Below are 18090 nucleotides of genomic sequence, written 5' to 3'. Positions count from 1 at the left end.
TGCGCCTACTGTGCTGTGGTTGCTTCAGTCTGCGCCGCCGCGGGCGCCGGCCGGGATGCGGAGCGGTCCATGCCGGCGTCCTCGCGGTGGTGGCGCAGCAGCCGCATGGCGTTGGCGATCACCACCAGCACTGAGATTTCGTGGACCAGCATGCCGATGGCCATGGTGACGCCGCCGAAGAGCACCCCGGCCAGCAGTGCTGCCACCGTAGTCAGGGCGATGACGATGTTCTGGCGCATGTTGTTCACGGTGCGTTTGGCCAAGCCCACCGCCTGGGGCAGCTTCAGCAGGTCGTCCTTCATCAGCGCAATGTCTGCGGTCTCGATCGCCACCCCGGTGCCGGCGGCACCCATGGCCACCCCGATCTGGGCGGTCGCCAGGGCTGGGGCGTCGTTGACGCCGTCGCCCACCATCGCCACCGTGTGTCCTTGGGCCTGCAGCTCGCCGACGATCCGCAGCTTGTCCTCCGGCAGCAGGGAGGCGTGGACCTCGTCGATGCCGACCTGTGCGGCCACTGCCTCACCCACTGATTGGTTGTCACCAGTGAGCATGACGACCTTGGCGACCCCGACGCTGTGAAGCCTGGAGACCATCTCCGGGGCGTCGGTGCGGATCCGGTCGGCCACCGCGATCACCCCGATCACCTCACCGTCGCAGGCAACAGCCATGGGGGTGCGGCCCTGGGCGGCGAGCTGCTGCACCGTCTGTTCCGCGGCGGCGATGTCACTGACCCCCTCTGCCTGCAGCAGGGGGAGGTTGCCCACCGCCAGGCGGTGCCCGTCCAGGGTGGCGACGATGCCTTTGCCCGGGACCGGTTCGGTGTGCTGGGGCAGCCCCAGCACCGGCAGATTCCGCTGCGCTGCGGCTTCGATGATCGGCCGCGCCAACGGATGCTCGGAGCCGGCCTCGGCGCGGGCGGTCATCCGCAGCACCTCGTCCTCGTCAAACTTCGGGTGCAGGGCCACCACATCGGTCAGGTACGGCCGGCCCTCGGTGAGGGTTCCGGTCTTATCCACGGCGACCACATCGATCTTCGCGGAAGTCTCGAGGAACTCCCCGCCCTTGATGAGGATCCCGTCGCGGGCGCCGCGGCCGATGCCGGCCACAATCGCCACCGGGATGGAGATCACCAGGGCCCCGGGGCAGCCGATCACCAGCAGGGTCAGGGCCAGGACGATATCGCCGGTGATCAGTCCGAAGACCACCGCCATCAGCATGATCCCGGGGGTGTACCACTTGGAGAAGCGGTCCATGAAGGCCTGGGTCTTCGCCTTGGCCTCCTGGGCCTCCTCCACCCGCTGGATGATGCGCACCAGCGTGGTGTCGGCACCCACGCCGGTGGCCCGGACCTGTAGGAACCCGCCGGTGGAGATGGTTCCGGCGAAGACTTTGTTGCCGGTGGTCTTCTCCACCGGGATCGATTCGCCGGTGATGGAGGCTTCATCCAGTGCGCCGCTGCCGCCGGTGACCACACCGTCCACCGGCACTTTGGCACCGTTCTTCACCAGGACTGTCTCACCCTGGGCGACCTCTTCGGCCGGTATCTCATGCTGCTCACCGTCACGCAGCACCACGGCAACATCAGGGGCGACGGCGATGAGCTCTGCCAGGGCTGAGCGGGTGCGGTTCAGCGTGGCCGACTCCAGGGCGTGTCCGACGGCGAAGAGGAAGGTGACCGCAGCGGCTTCCCAGTAGTTCTGCACCAACACTGCGCCGATGGCGGCCACCGAGACCAGCAGGTCGATGCCGATGACCCTGATCATCAGGGAGTTGACCGCCTTGATCACCACCGGGGTGCCGGCAACGACGGCGGCGGCGATCATGAGCACATCGCCCCAGAAGGGCTCCTCAATAATCTGGGCGACGGCGAATGAGGCCAGGATGAGCAGCCCCGAAACCACCGGAATCACCCACCGGCCATGCAGCACTGACTGGATTCTGTCCACAGGACACCGACCTCCCTGATCTCGGAACGCCCGGCTCGCATTCATCGCTGCCGGCCACGCAACACATGCTACGAGTCCATCACAGGGTCGCAGGCTCGTCCATGATCCAGGTCAAGTCAGTGAATGACAGTGAAGGACAACCAGCGTCTCTGGCCATGCCATAAGTGGCCATCACCTTCCGCGTGGTTGGTGTGATGGTTCTGCCGACTTCCTGTTCAAGGATTCGGGGTAGCGTCAGCGATGAATTGACTCCGAATACTCAAGGAGGATCAAGAGCCATGAACTATGGAGAATTCGTCAACACGGTGATCGAGCGCGGCGGTCCAAGCGACCGCGAGATGGCCGCGCAGGTGACTCAGGTCGTCCTGGCGGACCTGGGCCAGCGGCTCACCGGCGATGAAGCCCAGAATCTGGCAGACCAGCTGCCCGAGGAGCTCAAAGAGCCGGTCATCGAACATGTGGCCGCCGATCCGGTGGTTGACGACACAGATGACTTTCTGCGCCGGGTCGCTGACCACCTGGGTGAGGGAGTAGACCCCGACCAGGCCCGAACGTATGTCCGCGCGGTCTTCACCACACTGGCCCAAGCCGTCTCGGCCGGGGAGATCGACAACGTTCGTGCCCAACTGCCGGCCGGCTTCGGCCCCCTGTTCGAGTAATTCAACCGGACACCAACTACGAAACTTGGAGGAGACTATGGATACTGCTGAAGTCACCGCATTGGTACAAGAACGTGGAGGTTTCGCCTCCGCCGATGAGACGCGCACCGCGATCAGCGAAGTGCTCAACGTGCTGGGCTCTCGCGATCTGGGCGGCGAAGCCAAGGACTTGGCAGCCCAGCTTCCCGACGGCGTGAGTGAACTGCTGCTCGGCGAAGGTGAGCCAGGCGAGCACTTCGGTGCCGAAGAGTTCATCGACCGCATCCAGAAGAATCTGAACGTCAGCACAGAGCAGGCCGAGCACACCGCCCGAGCAGTGCTCTCCACTGTCACTGACGCTGTCAGCGAGGGCGAACGAGCCAACTTCGTCAACGCATTGCCCAACGATCTTTCCGGATACACCCGCTGGACCTGAGCGCGTCACTCGGCACGAGCGTGGCGCCCGTGTTCAGATCGACCAGCTCATTTCGACCACGGGGACCTCGTAGGCTCAGTCCTCCAGCAGGGCGTCTACGAAGGACTCCGTGTCGAAGGGGGCCAGGTCGTCGGGGCCTTCGCCGAGGCCGATAAGCTTCACCGGCACGCCCAGCTGCTTCTGGATGGCGACGACGATGCCGCCGCGGGCGGTGCCGTCGAGCTTGGTGAGCACAATGCCGGTGACATTGACCGCTTCGGAGAACACTTTGGCCTGGTTCAGTCCGTTCTGACCGGTGGTGGCGTCCAGCACCAGCAGCACCTCGTCCACTTCGGACTTCTTCTCCACCACCCGCTTGACCTTGCCGAGTTCATCCATCAGGTTCGCCTTGTTCTGCAGCCGTCCGGCAGTATCAACCAGGACGACGTCGGTCTCCAGCTCAGTGCCCTTGTCCACCGCATCATAGGCAACCGAAGCAGGGTCTGCGCCCTCCACGTCTGAGGAGACCGTGGGCACCCCCACACGGGAGCCCCAGGTGGTCAGCTGCTCCGCCGCAGCTGCACGGAAGGTGTCGGCTGCGCCCAGGATGACGTCCTTATCCTCGGCCACCAGCACGCGGGCCAGTTTGCCGACTGTGGTGGTCTTGCCGACCCCGTTGACCCCGACCACCAGCACCACGGCCGGCCGCCCATCAGCGGTCACCGTCAGGCGACGGTCAAACTCCGGATCAATGAGCTTGACCAGTTCCTCATGCAGCATGGCGCGCACCCGCTGCGGGTCCTTCGAACCTTCGACCGTGACCCGCTCACGCAGAGTGTCGACCAGCTCCATGGTCGAATCGGTGCCCAGGTCTGCCATCAGCAGCGTCTCTTCAATCTCTTCCCAGACGTCCTCGTCGATTTCATCACGACTCAGCAGCGCCAGCAGCGACTTGCCGAAGACGTTATTGGACTTCACCAACCGGGCGCGCAGCCGGGCCAGACGGCTGGCCACCGGTTCGGGAGTCTCCACCGCGGGGGCCGCTTCAGCCTCGGCCTCTGGGGCCTCCACAGCAGCCTCCGGGGCCTCAGCGGCGGGCCGGTCGGCGACCAGAGTGTCGCCGTCCTCGCCCTCTGCGGCACCGGGGGGCTGATCATCGGCGTCGCGAGTCTCCGGGTAGAGCCTGCGGGTCTTCTTCGGGGTCAGCTTGCGGCCGCTGACCAGCAGCGTACCGACCAGGCCGACCAGCACGACGGCGAGAACAATGAATGTGATCAGAACTGAAGTTTCCACCCGGTCAGTGTATCTGTGCCCCACCGGGGGCTTCGAAACTTAACGGTCACGCAGAACTGGAATGCCAAGCAGCAAGCAGCCAGCAGGGTTTGGCAGTGATGACGGATAGGGTGAGCTCATGGTGCGGTTTCCCGGTCCTTGCCGTCGACGTGGAGTTGGCCCGTGGAAGGCCGTCGCAGTCGCCGCTGGCGCAGCGGCCGCCGTGCCGGTGGTGACGGCAGCTTCTCTGGTGGCTTTCGACTGGCTCAAACAAAGCAGTCGGCGCAGACAGCTGGCCCCGCATCCGGGAACCTTCCACGCTGAAGTGGAGGATTCTGAGCTGAGGGTCTACACCTCCGGTGTTGAGCTGTATCGCGACATGATCGCCGCTATTGACTCAGCGGAGCGAACAGTCATTTTGCAGACCTACATCTGGAAGCCTGACGAGGTGGGCCAACGGTTTATCGATGCAATAAACCGGGCTGCTTCGCGCGGGGTCACGGTCTTTGTGCTGTATGACGGGTTTGCGAATCTGCTCGTTCCGCGAGCTTTCTATCGACAGATCTCCGAACAGGTCCGCGTGTTCCGGATGCCCATGATCGCCCGACAGTTCTGGAAGGGCCCGGTGCGCTCCACCGGAGTCAACCATTCAAAAATCTTGGTCGTGGATGATCATGTGGGGTTCGTCGGCGGGTACAACATCGGCTCGCTCTACGCGGATCAGTGGCGCGACACCCATGTGCGCGAGATCGGCCCCGAGGTGTGGGGGATGCAGCATGCCGTGGCGCGGGTCTGGAATGACGCCCACCCACCGAAAGATCACATTCCATGGATTCCCCCGCGCAGCTGGAGCTCCACGATCAACGTGGTAGCTAACCTTCCAGTGCAGCTGGTCTACCCGATCCGGCAGATGTACCTCAATGCGATCGACCGGGCTCAGGACCACATCTGGCTCACCACTGCGTATTTCATCCCGGACCAGCAGATCCTCCACGCGCTCATAGCCGCCTCCCACCGCGGGGTCGACGTGCGGGTGATGATCCCCAACCAGTCGAACCACATCGTTGCAGACTGGGTGTCACGAGGGTTCTACGGTCAGCTGCTCGAGGCCGGGGTCACGCTGCTGCTCTTCAGCAGCTCGATGCTGCATGCCAAGACCGCCACTATCGATGGGCAGTGGTCCACAGTTGGCACTGCCAATATCGACCGGCTCTCCCTCTCATTCAGCTACGAAACCAACGTTGAGGTGATCGACAGCGGCTTCGCTGCGGAGATGGAGAACATCTTCGCCGCCGACTCCCAACACTGCGACGCCCTCACTTCCCCAGAATGGCGCGACAGGCACCCCATGGCACGCGTAGCCGAAACCGCTCTGGTCCCCCTGCGCCCGCTGCTGTGAGCCCCGCAGCTATGAGCGCCCACCGCGCTCAGTGCAGAGCCGCGGCACGTGGCAGCAGGCTGGTGGCGTCACATGGAGGGAGCAGGGGCCGAAGATGAGCGGACGACGAGCGAAAACCGCATCGAGGGTGTCCTGGGTGAGGGCCTCACAGCGCACGTGGATCAGGACTCAGGCGCGTTGGCTGACGCCCGCGCTGGTCATTGGATAGGCTTGCAACCAGCCCGACGACCCACGTTGCGGTCTGTCCCGTGTGCCCCGGTGGCGACCTGTGCACCATCGGGTCCGGCAGGCAGCAGCCGGTCTTCTCCACGAGAAATGGGAATACCTGTGAAGATTGCGATCCTCGGCGGCGACGGATTCTGCGGCTGGCCCGCGTCCCTGTACTTATCGGATGAAGGCCACGAGGTGAGCATCGTGGACAATTTGTCCCGACGGGTGATCGATGAAGAGCTGGGCGCCCAGTCCCTCACGCCGATCCGGGCCATCTCCGAGCGTCGCGCCGCCTGGCAGGAGGTCTCCGGACGGGAGATCGGATTCTACCGGCTCGACGTGGCGCAAGATTACGAGGGGCTGCTGCAGTTTCTGCTCGCCGAGCAGCCGGACGCCGTCGTTCACTTCGCCGAACAGCGCGCTGCTCCGTACTCGATGAAGTCTGCGCGGCACAAGCGCTACACAGTAGGCAACAACGTCAACGCCACGCACAACGTACTGGCCGCCATAGTCGACTCCGGTTTGGATATCCATCTGGTCCATCTGGGTACCACGGGCGTGTATGGCTACGGCACTGCGGGTATGAAGATCCCGGAGGGCTACCTGGACATCGAGGTCACCGCCGACCAGGACGCCGAGGGCAACCCGGTCGAAACGCACCGCGTCCCCCAGCAGATCCTTTACCCGACTAACCCGGGATCGATTTACCACATGACCAAGGTGCTGGACCAGCACCTCTTCGCCTACTACGCGAAGAACGACTCGGCGCGCATCACTGACCTTCACCAGGGCATCATATGGGGGACCCACACAGACCAGACCCAGCGGGACGAGCGTCTCATCAACCGCTTCGACTACGACGGCGACTACGGCACCGTGCTGAATCGCTTCCTGATGCAGGCCGCCGTGGGCTACCCGCTGACGGTGCACGGCACTGGAGGCCAGACCCGTGCCTTCATCCACATCCGGGACATGGTCCGATGTGTGCAGATCGCCCTGGAGAACCCGCCGGCGGCGGGGGACCGAGTCAAGATCTTCAACCAGATGACCGAGACCCACCGCGTGCGGGACCTGGCACGTCTAGTCGCTCGAATCACCGGCGCCGAAGTCCAGATGGTGCCGAATCCGCGCAACGAGTCTGCGGAGAATGATCTGCACGTGGCCAATGACACGTTTCTGGACCTGGGCCTGCAGCCTACGACCCTCTCCGAAGGCCTGCTGTTGGAAGTCGAGCAGATCGCCGCACGCTACCGAGACCGTGCCGATCTGACCAAGATCCCGGCTACCTCCTTATGGACCACCAAGCATGAAGCCGGAGTCCCGGCCAATGCGCCGGACCGTCCGGGACCTCGCCACGCCGGCGGCGAGCGTGCTCGTCGTACCCAGACCTGAGTCCGCAGTTGCATGCGCATCGCGATGTTCACCGAGGTTTTCCTGCCGAAGATCGATGGGGTGGTGACCCGGGTGGTCCGCACTCTGGAGCATCTCGCGGAGCTGGGCCACGAAGTACTGCTGTTTGCTCCAGGAGACCCGCCGGCCACTTACGCTGGGCACCGGGTGGTTCGGGTGCGTGGTGTCTCGCTGCAATTCCTCTACCCGGAACTGAAGGTCGGGATCCCGACCCCGAATATCGCACGCGCTATGGACGCCTTCCAGCCGCACGTGGTGCACGCGGTTAACCCGATCTGGCTGGCCGCCTACGGGGTGCTCTCCGCTGGGCGGCGCGACCTGCCGCAACTGGCGAGTTTCCACACGGACGTGCCGAACTACACCGAGTCACTGCGGATCGGTTGGCTTCGGCACCCTGTGGAAGCATGGACGCGGTACTTGCACAACAGATCTGGAGTGAATCTGTGCACTTCTGATCCGATGGTTGAGCGTGCCCGTGAGGTCGGCATCCGACGTGTCGGACTATGGCCCAAGGCCGTGGACACGGTCGCTTATCATCCGGGCCACGCCTCCGCCCAGATGCGCGCGAGGCTCACCGACGGCGTTCCCCAGGCTCCGCTGGTGGTCTACGTGGGTCGCATGAGCCGAGAGAAGAACCTGGACCAGCTCATCGAACCGATGCGCCGACTGCGACGACGGGTTCCCGGTGTAAGACTGGCGATGGTCGGCTCTGGACCGCAGGTGGAGGAGCTGAAGGATCAGTTCGACCCAGCCTGGACCGTGTTCACCGGGTACATGTCTGGCACACAGCTGGCTCAGGCCTATGCCAGCGCTGACGTCTTCGCCTTTCCGTCTACCACCGAGACACTGGGCCTGGTGGCTCTGGAATCTATGGCCTCACAGGTGCCCGTGGTCGGGGCCCGGGCGGGAGGGGTCCCGTTCGTGATCGACGACGGCGAAACCGGCTTCCTCGTCGACCCCCACGATACGGAGGGTTGGGTGGACCGGCTGGAGCAGCTGCTCACCGATCAGTGCCTGCGGGAGCGGATGGGGGTCGCAGCCCGGAAAGAGACGGAACGCCACTCCTGGCGAGCGGCAACCGAGGCGCTTGTGAGGTTCTACAACCAAGCGATTCAGGCCCACCGGTAGTGCGGTGATAGAGTCCCTCGGCGTGGTGCGTCGTAGATTAGGTGGTCAGGTCCGGCGGTTCACCGTCGTTGCCGCGCTTGCGGCAGTCGTGGACCTGACGATCTACCACCTCGCGCTCGGGCTGGGGATGTGGGACCATGCTGCGCGCGCCATCAGCTTCACGGGGGGCACCGCTCTGGCTTATGTCCTCAACCGACGATGGTCGTTTTCCGTCGCGCACAGCCGACGACGCGTGGCACAATTCGTCACACTGTATGGCACGACGTTCTTTGTCGTTCTCACCCTGCACGCGGTGGCCCTGGTCGTGTTGCCGGTGACGTGGTGGACCACCACGGCGGCATGGGCTCTGTCTCAGGCTTTCGGATCGACGTGCAACTTCCTCATGCTGCGACTGGTGGTCTTCCGCGTCCGAACCAAAGCTTTGAGTGAGCACCAGCGCTCCAAAAGTGGCACCTATTCCCGTGCTGACCACGGTCGGCTACCGTGATGTGGCCTCTGAGGCACCATCGTGAGCAGCCCCCGAGGAGCACTACACTGGGAGGGCAACCCCCCGAGTTTGCAGCTGAGTGAGGTGCCGCTGCCATGAGTGTCCCAGTACAGCCGGAAATTGACCTGCAGAACCGTTTCGCGCAACAGCTTCCTGAGCTGTCGATCTCCTGGTCAGCCGAAGAAGCCCAGGACCCGCAGCTGGTGGTGCTCAATGAAGCGCTCGCCGAGCAGCTGGACCTGGACCCCAGGTTTTTGCAGAGCCCCGGCGGCGTCGAGCTCTTGGTCGGCAACCAGGTCCCTGACGCTGCGACGCCGGTGGCCCAGGGTTACGCTGGCCATCAGTTCGGGGCCTACTCTCCGCGGTTGGGGGACGGGCGCGCACTGCTACTGGGGGAGCTGACCGACGCCGAGGGGAAGCAGTGCGACATTCACCTCAAAGGCTCAGGGCGCACCCCCTTCGCCCGCGGCGGTGCCGACGGTCGGGCTGCGCTTGGCCCGATGCTGCGCGAATACCTCATCAGCGAGGCCATCCACGCCTTGGGCATCCCCACCTCCCGCTCCTTGGCCGTGGTCACCACCGGCCGTGAAATCCCGCGCGAGAAACTCGTGCCCGGCGCGGTGCTGACCCGGGTGGCCAGCAGCCACCTGCGCGTGGGCAGCTTCCAGTACGCCCACGCCGCAGGCGAGGGGGAACTGGTGCGCCGCTTGGCCGATCACGCCATCGAGCGCCACTATCCCGAGGCCGCCAACGCGGAGAACCCCTATCTCGCGCTGTTCTCCTCGGTGGTCTCGGCCCAGGCCCAGCTGGTGGCCCAATGGATGCTGGTCGGCTTCGTCCACGGGGTGATGAACACCGACAACACGACCATCTCCGGCGAGTCGATCGACTACGGACCCTGCGCGTTCATGGACTCCTTCGACCCCGCCGTCGTCTACAGCTCCATCGACCAGAACGGCCGCTACGCCTACCGCAACCAGCCGGTGATCGCCGAATGGAACCTCGCTCGTTTCGCCGAAACGCTGCTGCCGCTGTTCCACGACGACGAAGAGCAGGCCGTCGCCACAGCCCAGGAAGCCCTGGCCGCCTTCCGCAGCGAGTACAGCGCCGCCTGGCTGCAGGGCATGAAAGCGAAGCTCGGGCTGGACCAGACCCTGGACGACGAGGGCGCCTCGTCGCTGATCGACGATCTGATCACGCTGCTGCACGAAGAATCTGTGGACTACACCTCGTTCTTTCGGTCCCTGAACCAGGCGGCACGCGGTGACGCCGAACCGGTGGGGCAGAAGGTCCACAACGGTGAGCGGCTCCAGCAGTGGCTGCGCCGCTGGCTGGATCTGAACCCGCGCCCGGAGCAGATGGATAAGACCAACCCGGTCTACATCCCGCGCAACCACCTGGTGGAAGAGGCCCTCGACGCCGCAACGGACGGTGACCTTGACCCATTCCATCAGCTCGTGAGTGTCGTGACCGATCCCTACGTCGAACGCGAGGGTCTCGAGCGCTACGCATCACCGGCGCCCCAGAGCTTCGGCCCCTATATGACCTACTGCGGGACCTAAGGTGCTGTGGCGCACCCCGGCCACTGCACCTGCTTCTCCTTCTCGGGCAGGCTGCGGAACCGCTGTTCACTGACAGGCCTCGGAAATCAGCGGCGAAGGCGCCGGGTGATGCTGCTCAGCGCGGTCCGTGCGTGGCGGGCAGCCGGGCTGACCCGCTCAGAGACTCGGTGGAGCAGGCTGGACTCGGTCTCCTCGGCCAGCACCTGCAGTTTGTGGTGGGCGCTCTCCGCTGAATCCGAGGCAGCGGTGACCGCCGTCTCCAGCTCTGCGATCCGCGCGTTCTGCGCTGAAATGCGGGCATCACGCTCAGCCAGCTGGGTCGAGCTGCGCTCCTGGCCCTCACCCAGCTCTTCGCCGGCCCGGACCTGGCGCTCAGCCTGTTCGGCCACCACTGCGAAGAGCTCATCGACACGTTCGGTAAGGCGCTCGACCTGGGCGGCAATGTCCTCACCGCCGGAGACCACGTGCTCCGCGTCCTCCACGCGAGCCTGCAGCCGGGCGTAGTCGACCTCGCGCACCTGCTCCAGGCGCTCATAGACGCTGTGCAGCTCGGCGATGAGATCCTGCTGGTGGCCCAACAGTGCCGTGACCACCTGGTGGGCGTTCTCGCCCAGATCGTCTGAGGCTGTGATCTGGGGTGAGTCCTCCGCCGTCTCCATGGGGTCGGTGTGCTCAGTCATAGCCCTGATCCTACTGGGTGGAGCCACTCTGCCCGGTGTCGTGCCCAGCCTGATCGGTGCCGCGCCCGGCAGCGGACCGGGCGCCGGCCAACCGGGTGCGAGTCTCCCGATCGGTGATCTGTTGGCCCAGCTCCTCGGGGACTGCTGCGGCTCCGATATGGGCCGGAACCTGAAGGGTGCGCATGTCCTGGGCGGTCAGCGCTCGCAGCCCGGCGGCGGGGAATGCCACCAGCTGCTCCAGGAACTCCCCGCGCTGGGCGAAGGAGGCGCACCGGGCGCGGTGGGCGGCCGCCAGGGTAATCGGGTTCTCCTGGCTGCTGAGCACATCCTTACGGCCCGTCAGGGCGCCCGCCACTCGGCGGTGGGCGTCCTCGGCGGTGGACAGATACTGCAGGTGGCCGGTCAGCGCAGCTTGGATGACACGCTCATCGCTGTGCTCGCGGTCCTCATCGGCGTCGTTCTGGCTCACCCGGCCACCCTATCGGCCACCGGTCATCTGCTGAGAGTCTGAGGCAGGCCAGCCGCCAGCTGGTGTGTAAAGTACCCAGAGACCAGGTCAGGAGAGTCATGATCGAATTCCGCTCCGTCGGCAAGCGGTTCGCAGATGGGACCCGCGCCGTCTCCGACTTCTCCCTCACTGTGCCCTCGCACACCACCACAGTGCTGGTGGGCTCCTCGGGCTGCGGCAAGACCACTCTGCTGCGCAGCGTCAACCGCATGGTGGACCTCACTGAGGGCAAGATTCTCATCGACGACGACGACATCGCTGCCCGCGACCCGGTGCAGCTGCGGCGCAGCATCGGCTATGTGATGCAGCACGCCGGTCTGCTGCCGCACCGCAGGGTCATCGACAACGTGGCCACCGTGCTTCGGCTCAACGGTGTCCCCAAGGCCGCAGCGAGGCAGCGCGCTGCCCAGGTGCTGGAAACGGTCGGGCTGGACGCTTCAGTTCACCGCAAATATCCCAGCCAGCTCTCCGGCGGCCAGCAGCAGCGCGTAGGAGTCGCCCGGGCGCTGGCCAACGACCCGAACATCCTGCTGATGGATGAGCCCTTCGGCGCAGTGGACCCCATCGTCCGGGCCGAACTGCAGCAGGAGATGCGCCGGCTGCAGCAGGATCTGAAGAAGACTATCGTCTTCGTCACCCACGACATTGAGGAAGCCTTCGCCCTGGGGGACCAGGTGGTGATCCTGCGCGAAGGCGGAAAGGTCGCCCAGGTCGGCGCGCCGGCTGAGATCCTCGCTCGGCCCGCCGACGAGTTCGTCGCCCGGTTCATCGGCCTGGAGCACGGCAGACGCCAGCTGCGCGTCCGCGATGAGAACGGACGGCGCATCGTGGTGGACGAGCACGGCCGCCCGGCGGGGGTTCTGGAGTGAACGGAGTCCTGCAGTGAACGGAGTCCTGGGGTGAACTGGGCGCTCACCAACTATGAGCGCCTGCTGGATCTGGTGTGGCAGCACACCTGGATCAGCGGCTCAGCCATCGCGCTCGGATTCGCCCTGGCACTGCCGGTGGGCTGGGCGGCCTACGCCATGAAAAGCTCGCCCCACGGCGCGGTTCGCCAGCTCAGCGGCGTCACCGTCAGCCTCAGCAGCGTGCTCTACACCATCCCTTCGCTTCCGCTGTTCGTGATCATGCCGACCATTCTGGGTCTGGGGTGGCTGAACCCGATCAATGTGCTCATCGCCCTGGTGATCTATGCCTTTGCCATCATGGTCCGCGGTGTGGTCGACGCCCTGAACGCGGTACCGCCCAGCGTGCTGGACTCGGCGGCCGCCTGCGGCTTCAGCAGGGGCCAGCGCGCTATCAGCGTCACCCTGCCGCTGGCCGGCCCAGTGATGCTTGCGGCACTGCGCGTGGTCTCGGTGAGCACCGTGAGCCTGCTGAGCATCGGCGCCCTGGTGGGTGTCAGCAACCTCGGCTCGCTGTTCACCAACGGGTTCAACCGCAACTTTCCCACCGAGATCCTCACCGGGGTGGTGCTCACCGTAGCGCTGGCCCTGGTCTTCGACCTGCTGCTGGTGGCAGCCGGGCGACTGCTGATGCCCTGGAACTCCGTGGTCTCGGCAGGAGGCAGCGCATGAGCCTGCTGGAAGAGACCGTGGCCTGGTTCAGCGAACCGGCTCAGTGGTCAGGCGCCACCGGCATCCCATGGCGACTGGCCCAGCACATCGGCTACACGGCCCTGGCGGTGGCCGCCGCAGCCCTGGTGGCCGTCCCACTGGGCCTCTACATCGGACACACCGGCCGCTGGCGCAACCTGGCAGTGCTCAGCACCGGAGCCCTGCGCGCCCTGCCGACCCTGGGGCTGCTGACCCTGCTGGCCCTGCAGCTGGGCATCGGGCTTTCCGCACCGATCATCGCGCTGGCGGTGCTGTGCGTCCCGCCGCTTCTGGCCGGGATCTACTCCGGGCTGGAAGCAGTGGACCCCGCCACCGTCGACGCCGCACGGGCCCAAGGCATGACTGAGGCCCACGTGATCCTGCGGGTGGAGCTTCCCCTGGCGATGCCGCTGATCATCGGCGGGCTGCGCTCGGCAGTGCTGCAGGTGATCGCCACCGCCACAGTGGCCGCGTTCATCGGCGTGGGGGGACTGGGCCGCTATATCATCGACGGACTGGCGGTCAGCGACACCGCCCGTGTGCTCGGCGGCGCCGTCGTCGTGGTGATCTTGGCCCTGGTCATCGATGCGCTCTTCGCCGCAGCCCAACGCCTCAGCGCACACTTCGCCGACCCCGCAACCCCGACCAAGGAGCGACACGCATGAGCATCAAACGACTGGCCACCGTCAGCGCCGCAGCCCTGCTGGTTCTGAGCGCCTGCAGCGACCCCGACGACGCGGGGCAGGAGAGCGACGACGCCGCACAGGAATCGGCCGGAACCATCGGCATCGGCTCAGCAGACTTCCCGGAGAGCCAGATCATCGCCGAAATCTACGCCCATGCGCTGGAGGCCGAAGACTTCCAGGTGGAGCGGAACTTCCAAATCGGAGCCCGCGAGGTCTACATGCCCGCCCTGGAGAACGCGGAGATCGACCTGATGCCCGAATACACCGGGAACCTGCTCAGCTACCTGGACCCGGAGACCACCGCCACCTCAGCCGAGGACATCGAAGCTGAGATCCCCCAGGCGCTGCCCGAGGGCCTGGAGGTCCTGGACACCGCCGAAGCGCAGAACAAGGACTCGCTGAACGTCACCGAAGAGTTCGCAGCCCAGAACGACCTCGAGTCCATCGGGGACTTAGCCGAGCTGGAGCAGCTGAGCCTGGCGGCCAACCCGGAGTTCGCCGAACGCGCCTACGGCATCCCCGGGATGGAGGAGGTCTACGGGATCACCGACGTTGACTTCACCCCCATCAGCGACGGCGGGGGCCCAGCCACGCTGCAGGCGCTGCTGGACGGCACGGTCGACGTCGCCGATATCTACACCACCACGCCCTCCATCGAGGAGAACGACCTGGTGACACTGGAGGATCCGGAGGATATGATCGCCGCCCAGCATGTGGTGCCGGTGGTCCGTGCCGAGGCGATGGACGAGCAGGCCCGCAGCATCCTCAACGAGGTCTCGGCGGCGCTGACCACTGAGGCGCTGACGCAGATGAATGCCCGCAACTCCGGCGACGAGGTGGAGGAGCCGGCCACCATCGCGCAGGACTGGCTGGAAGAGAACGACCTGGGCTGAACTTGTTACCCTGGAGCTTTGGCACCAGAGCATTGGCACCACTGGCCCCCGGTCACCGGCGTCGCGTGATGCCCCAGACCGTTGCAGCTCCATAAGACTTCTGTAAGGAACCCCACCGTGTTCAACTCGCTCTCCGATCGGCTGGCCGCAACGTTCAAGAACCTGCGCGGCAAAGGCAAGCTGACCGAGGCAGACATTGACGGCACCGCCCGAGAGATCCGCCGCGCGCTGCTCGACGCCGACGTCGCCGTCCCCGTAGTGCGCGAGTTCATCGCCCGCGTCAAGGCCCGCGCCCTGGGCACAGAGGTCGCCCAGTCGCTGAACCCCGGCCAGCAGGTCGTCAAGATCGTCAACGAGGAACTGGTGGGCATCCTCGGCGGCGAGACCCGTGAGCTGCACTTCGCCAAGCATCCGCCGACCATCATCATGCTCGCCGGACTGCAGGGAGCCGGCAAGACCACCCTGGCCGGCAAGCTCGCCGCGCACCTGAAGAACAGGGGGCACCAGCCGATGCTGGTGGCCTGCGACCTGCAGCGCCCCAACGCGGTGGGCCAGCTGCAGGTCGGCGGTGAGCGCGCCGGAGTCCCCGTCTACGCGCCGCACCCCGGGGTCAGCTCAGAGACCGAGGAGGCCACCGGTGATCCGGTTGCGGTGGCTGAGGATTCGATCACCCATGCCAACGAGAAGCTGCACGACGTCGTCATCATCGACACCGCCGGCCGGCTCGGTGTGGATGAGGAAATGATGACCCAGGCGGCGAACATCAAATCCGCCGTCGGCGCCCACGAAACCCTGTTCGTCATCGACTCGATGATCGGCCAGGACGCAGTCAACACCGCCCAGGCCTTCAACGAAGGCGTGAACTTCACCGGCGTGGTGCTCACCAAGCTCGACGGCGACGCCCGCGGCGGTGCTGCCCTCTCGGTGGCCCAGGTGACCGGCAAACCGGTCATGTACGCCTCCACCGGTGAGGGGCTGAAGGACTTCGAGGTCTTCCACCCTGACCGCATGGCCCGGCGCATCCTGGACATGGGTGACATCTTAAGCATCATTGAGCAGGCCGAAGCCAGCTGGGACAAGGCCGAGGCCGCCAAGATGGCCCAGAAGTTCACCGACCAGGAGGACTTCACCCTCGAGGACTTCCGCGCCCAGATGCAGCAGCTGAAGAAGATGGGCTCGATGAAGAAGCTGCTGGGCATGATGCCCGGTGCCGCCGGAATGCGCCAGCAGCTGGAGCAGTTCGACGACAGCCAGCTGGACCGGGTGGAGGCGATCATCAACTCGATGACCCCCCACGAGCGCAACGCCCCTAAAATCATCAACGGCTCCCGACGGGCCCGCATCGCCAAGGGCGCCGGTGTGCACGTCTCGGAGATCAACTCGCTGCTGGAGCGCTTCACCCAGGCCCAGAAGATGATGAAGAAGATGGCCAGCGGTGGTGGCGGCGGGGACATGCCCGGCGGCATGCCTGGAATGCCCTCGATGCCCGGTATGGGCGCCGGAGGCGGCGGAAGCAGAGCCAAGAAGGGCAAGTCCAAGAAGCAGAAGCCCAAGTCCGGCAACCCCGCCAAGGCCGCCCAGCAGGCCCGCGAGGCCGAGCAGAAGCGTCAGCAGACTGCGGAGAAGCGCATGGACGGCTCCAGCTTCGGCGGCGGCGCAGGGGACATCAGCCCGGAGGACCTCAGCCTGCCCAAGGGCTTCGAGAAGTACCTGAAGTGATATCCGGTGTGCGCAGAGCCTGAGGATCTGGCAGAATGGTGAGGTACTTTGCTCAGCGTGCCGCAAGCACCCTCTAATCTTGCGCGGCTGACAAACGTTCAGCGCCCGGTTGAGACTGTTTGCATCACCCCACGCGGTTCTTACGACCAATGCGCACCATGACTGAGAAACAGGAGTAACCACACAAGTGGCAGCCACAATTCGTCTGAAGCGGATGGGTAAAGTCCGCACCCCGCACTATCGTGTCGTCGTCGCCGATTCCCGCGCCAAGCGCGACGGCGCCAATATCGAAGAGATCGGCATCTACCACCCGATCGAAGAGCCTTCGTTCATCAAGATCAACTCAGAGCGAGCCCAGTACTGGCTTTCGGTGGGCGCGCAGCCCAGCGACCGGGTGCGCAGCCTGCTGAAGATCACCGGCGACTGGCAGAAGTTCAAGGGCCTGGAGGGAACCGAAGGCACCCTGAAGACCAAGCCGGAGGCCGAAGCGTTCGTCGCCCCCGCCACGGCAACGGTGATCAACGACAAGCCCGAGGAGAAAGCCTCCGAGGACAAGACCGAGGTCCTTGCCGACGAGTCGGCGCCTGAGGAAGCTGACGCTGAGGAGAAGACCGAAGCATGAGCGACGCTGTGATCACCGACGCGCTGGAGCACATGGTCCGCGGCATCGTCGACGCACCTGATGATGTCGACGTCCGGCGCCGCAGCGGTCGGCGCTACGACACTCTCCAGGTCCGGGTGGACCCCGAGGACCTCGGCCGGGTGATCGGCCGGGCCGGCCGCACCGCCAAGTCCCTGCGCACAGTGATCTCAGCCCTGCCCGGCGGCGACGACGTCCGCGTCGACGTCGTCGACACTGACCGCCGTCGCTGAACGGGCCCTTGTGAAGTCCGTCCATCTGACACCGGTGCTCAGGTCCGTACCGCGGAGGCAGTGTTCCGATGGCACACACTGAGGATGACCCGCAGATGCCCACCCACCCCGGGGAGCGTCTGCGGGTCGCTCGCATCGGCAAGCCCCACGGCATCCGGGGCGAAGTCACCGTCCAGCTCTTCACCGACGAGCCGACTGACCGTCTGGCCCCCGGCGCGCAGCTGATCCGCGAACCCGGAGAGCACACCCAGGACACCACCCGCACCACGCTGACCGTGGGCTCCCAGCGGTGGAACAAGAAGATCTGCCTGCTCGGCTTCGATGAGATTACCGACCGCAACGCCGCCGAGGCGCTGCGCGGCTCCGTGCTGTTCATCGATGTGGCCGAGGAGGCCCCCGAGGACGACCAGTGGTACAGCCACCAGCTGGAGGGGTTCAGCTGCGTGAGCGGCGAGGATCAGCCGCTGGGCACCGTCGCCGAACTGCTGCCCGGCCCCGCCCAGGACCTGCTGGTGGTCGACACCGCCGCCGGTGAACAGGTCATGGTGCCCTTCGTGGAGGAACTGGTTCCCCAGATTGATCCCGAGGCCCGCAGCATCCGGCTGGACCCGCCGGCGGGGCTCTTCCCGTGAGCAGTCTGGCGTGGATCGCAGCGCTTCTGCCGGACCG

General features: G+C 65.5%; 19 protein-coding genes. 15 read left to right on the top strand and 4 right to left on the bottom strand.

Annotated elements, in window-relative coordinates; translation table 11 throughout:
• Window positions 1–5: 5 nt before the first annotated feature.
• Window positions 6–1946: a heavy metal translocating P-type ATPase gene (locus FHX47_RS04055; protein ID WP_183357562.1), complete on the bottom strand. Its 1941-nt coding sequence runs from the start codon at window positions 1944–1946 to the stop codon at window positions 6–8.
• 278 nt (window positions 1947–2224) lie between these two features.
• Between FHX47_RS04055 and FHX47_RS04050 the strand changes: the two genes are divergently transcribed.
• On the top strand, window positions 2225–2605 hold the full coding sequence (locus tag FHX47_RS04050) for a DUF2267 domain-containing protein (protein ID WP_183357561.1): 381 nt from the start codon (window positions 2225–2227) through the stop codon (window positions 2603–2605).
• Window positions 2606–2642: 37 nt separating this feature from the next.
• Window positions 2643–3020: a DUF2267 domain-containing protein gene (locus FHX47_RS04045; protein ID WP_183357560.1), complete on the top strand. Its 378-nt coding sequence runs from the start codon at window positions 2643–2645 to the stop codon at window positions 3018–3020.
• A 75-nt stretch (window positions 3021–3095) separates the two neighbouring features.
• On the opposite strand, the gene ftsY is transcribed toward FHX47_RS04045, so the two are convergent.
• Window positions 3096–4292, bottom strand: coding sequence for a signal recognition particle-docking protein FtsY (gene ftsY / locus FHX47_RS04040; protein WP_343064294.1), 1197 nt, complete (start codon window positions 4290–4292; stop codon window positions 3096–3098).
• Between the two features lie 118 nt (window positions 4293–4410).
• On the opposite strand from ftsY, the gene FHX47_RS04035 reads away from it, so the two are divergent.
• From FHX47_RS04035 to FHX47_RS04015, 5 genes are all read left to right on the top strand, one after another.
• Window positions 4411–5670: a phospholipase D-like domain-containing protein gene (locus FHX47_RS04035; RefSeq protein WP_183357559.1), complete on the top strand. Its 1260-nt coding sequence runs from the start codon at window positions 4411–4413 to the stop codon at window positions 5668–5670.
• A gap of 327 nt (window positions 5671–5997) precedes the next feature.
• Window positions 5998–7272 (top strand): NAD-dependent epimerase/dehydratase family protein, encoded by a 1275-nt coding sequence (locus FHX47_RS04030; RefSeq protein WP_183357558.1) that lies wholly within the window; start codon window positions 5998–6000, stop codon window positions 7270–7272.
• Between the two features lie 12 nt (window positions 7273–7284).
• Window positions 7285–8418, top strand: coding sequence for a glycosyltransferase family 4 protein (locus FHX47_RS04025; RefSeq protein ID WP_183357557.1), 1134 nt, complete (start codon window positions 7285–7287; stop codon window positions 8416–8418).
• A gap of 22 nt (window positions 8419–8440) precedes the next feature.
• Complete coding sequence (locus FHX47_RS04020; protein ID WP_221205973.1) at window positions 8441–8905, top strand: GtrA family protein; 465 nt, start codon at window positions 8441–8443, stop codon at window positions 8903–8905.
• Between the two features lie 95 nt (window positions 8906–9000).
• Complete coding sequence (locus tag FHX47_RS04015) at window positions 9001–10467, top strand: protein adenylyltransferase SelO (RefSeq protein ID WP_183357555.1); 1467 nt, start codon at window positions 9001–9003, stop codon at window positions 10465–10467.
• An 86-nt stretch (window positions 10468–10553) separates the two neighbouring features.
• On the opposite strand, the gene FHX47_RS04010 is transcribed toward FHX47_RS04015, so the two are convergent.
• Together FHX47_RS04010 and FHX47_RS04005 are read right to left on the bottom strand one after the other, a co-directional pair.
• Window positions 10554–11147, bottom strand: a complete 594-nt coding sequence (locus FHX47_RS04010; RefSeq protein ID WP_183357554.1) for a hypothetical protein — start codon at window positions 11145–11147, stop codon at window positions 10554–10556.
• A gap of 10 nt (window positions 11148–11157) precedes the next feature.
• On the bottom strand, window positions 11158–11616 hold the full coding sequence (locus FHX47_RS04005) for a hypothetical protein (protein ID WP_183357553.1): 459 nt from the start codon (window positions 11614–11616) through the stop codon (window positions 11158–11160).
• A 98-nt stretch (window positions 11617–11714) separates the two neighbouring features.
• On the opposite strand from FHX47_RS04005, the gene FHX47_RS04000 reads away from it, so the two are divergent.
• The 8 genes from FHX47_RS04000 (at window position 11715) to rimM (ending at window position 18053) form a co-directional block, all read left to right on the top strand.
• The gene (locus FHX47_RS04000; RefSeq protein WP_183357552.1) at window positions 11715–12524 is read left to right on the top strand and encodes an ABC transporter ATP-binding protein; all 810 of its coding nucleotides are present in this window, start codon (window positions 11715–11717) and stop codon (window positions 12522–12524) included.
• A 30-nt stretch (window positions 12525–12554) separates the two neighbouring features.
• The gene (locus tag FHX47_RS03995; protein WP_183357551.1) at window positions 12555–13232 is read left to right on the top strand and encodes an ABC transporter permease subunit; all 678 of its coding nucleotides are present in this window, start codon (window positions 12555–12557) and stop codon (window positions 13230–13232) included.
• Window positions 13229–13915: an ABC transporter permease gene (locus FHX47_RS03990; protein ID WP_183357550.1), complete on the top strand. Its 687-nt coding sequence runs from the start codon at window positions 13229–13231 to the stop codon at window positions 13913–13915. Before FHX47_RS03995 ends, FHX47_RS03990 begins: the two co-directional genes overlap by 4 nt.
• On the top strand, window positions 13912–14829 hold the full coding sequence (locus FHX47_RS03985) for an ABC transporter substrate-binding protein (protein WP_183357549.1): 918 nt from the start codon (window positions 13912–13914) through the stop codon (window positions 14827–14829). The genes FHX47_RS03990 and FHX47_RS03985 overlap by 4 nt, the downstream gene beginning before the upstream one ends.
• Window positions 14830–14946: 117 nt before the next feature.
• Complete coding sequence (gene ffh, locus FHX47_RS03980; RefSeq protein WP_183357548.1) at window positions 14947–16548, top strand: signal recognition particle protein; 1602 nt, start codon at window positions 14947–14949, stop codon at window positions 16546–16548.
• A 187-nt stretch (window positions 16549–16735) separates the two neighbouring features.
• Window positions 16736–17170, top strand: coding sequence for a 30S ribosomal protein S16 (rpsP, locus tag FHX47_RS03975; RefSeq protein ID WP_183357547.1), 435 nt, complete (start codon window positions 16736–16738; stop codon window positions 17168–17170).
• 8 nt (window positions 17171–17178) lie between these two features.
• Entirely contained in the window at window positions 17179–17421 is a 243-nt protein-coding gene (locus tag FHX47_RS03970) for an RNA-binding protein (RefSeq protein ID WP_183357859.1), read from the top strand.
• 68 nt (window positions 17422–17489) lie between these two features.
• A complete protein-coding gene (gene rimM, locus FHX47_RS03965) occupies window positions 17490–18053 on the top strand; it encodes a ribosome maturation factor RimM (protein WP_246327907.1) in 564 nt (187 codons plus the stop codon).
• The last annotated feature ends 37 nt before the right edge of the window (window positions 18054–18090 follow it).

Source organism: Garicola koreensis (assembly GCF_014195445.1).
Lineage (GTDB): Bacteria > Actinomycetota > Actinomycetes > Actinomycetales > Micrococcaceae > Nesterenkonia > Nesterenkonia koreensis.
Note: the sequence above shows the minus strand (reverse complement) of the source record. Positions and strands in the feature narration are given on the sequence as shown.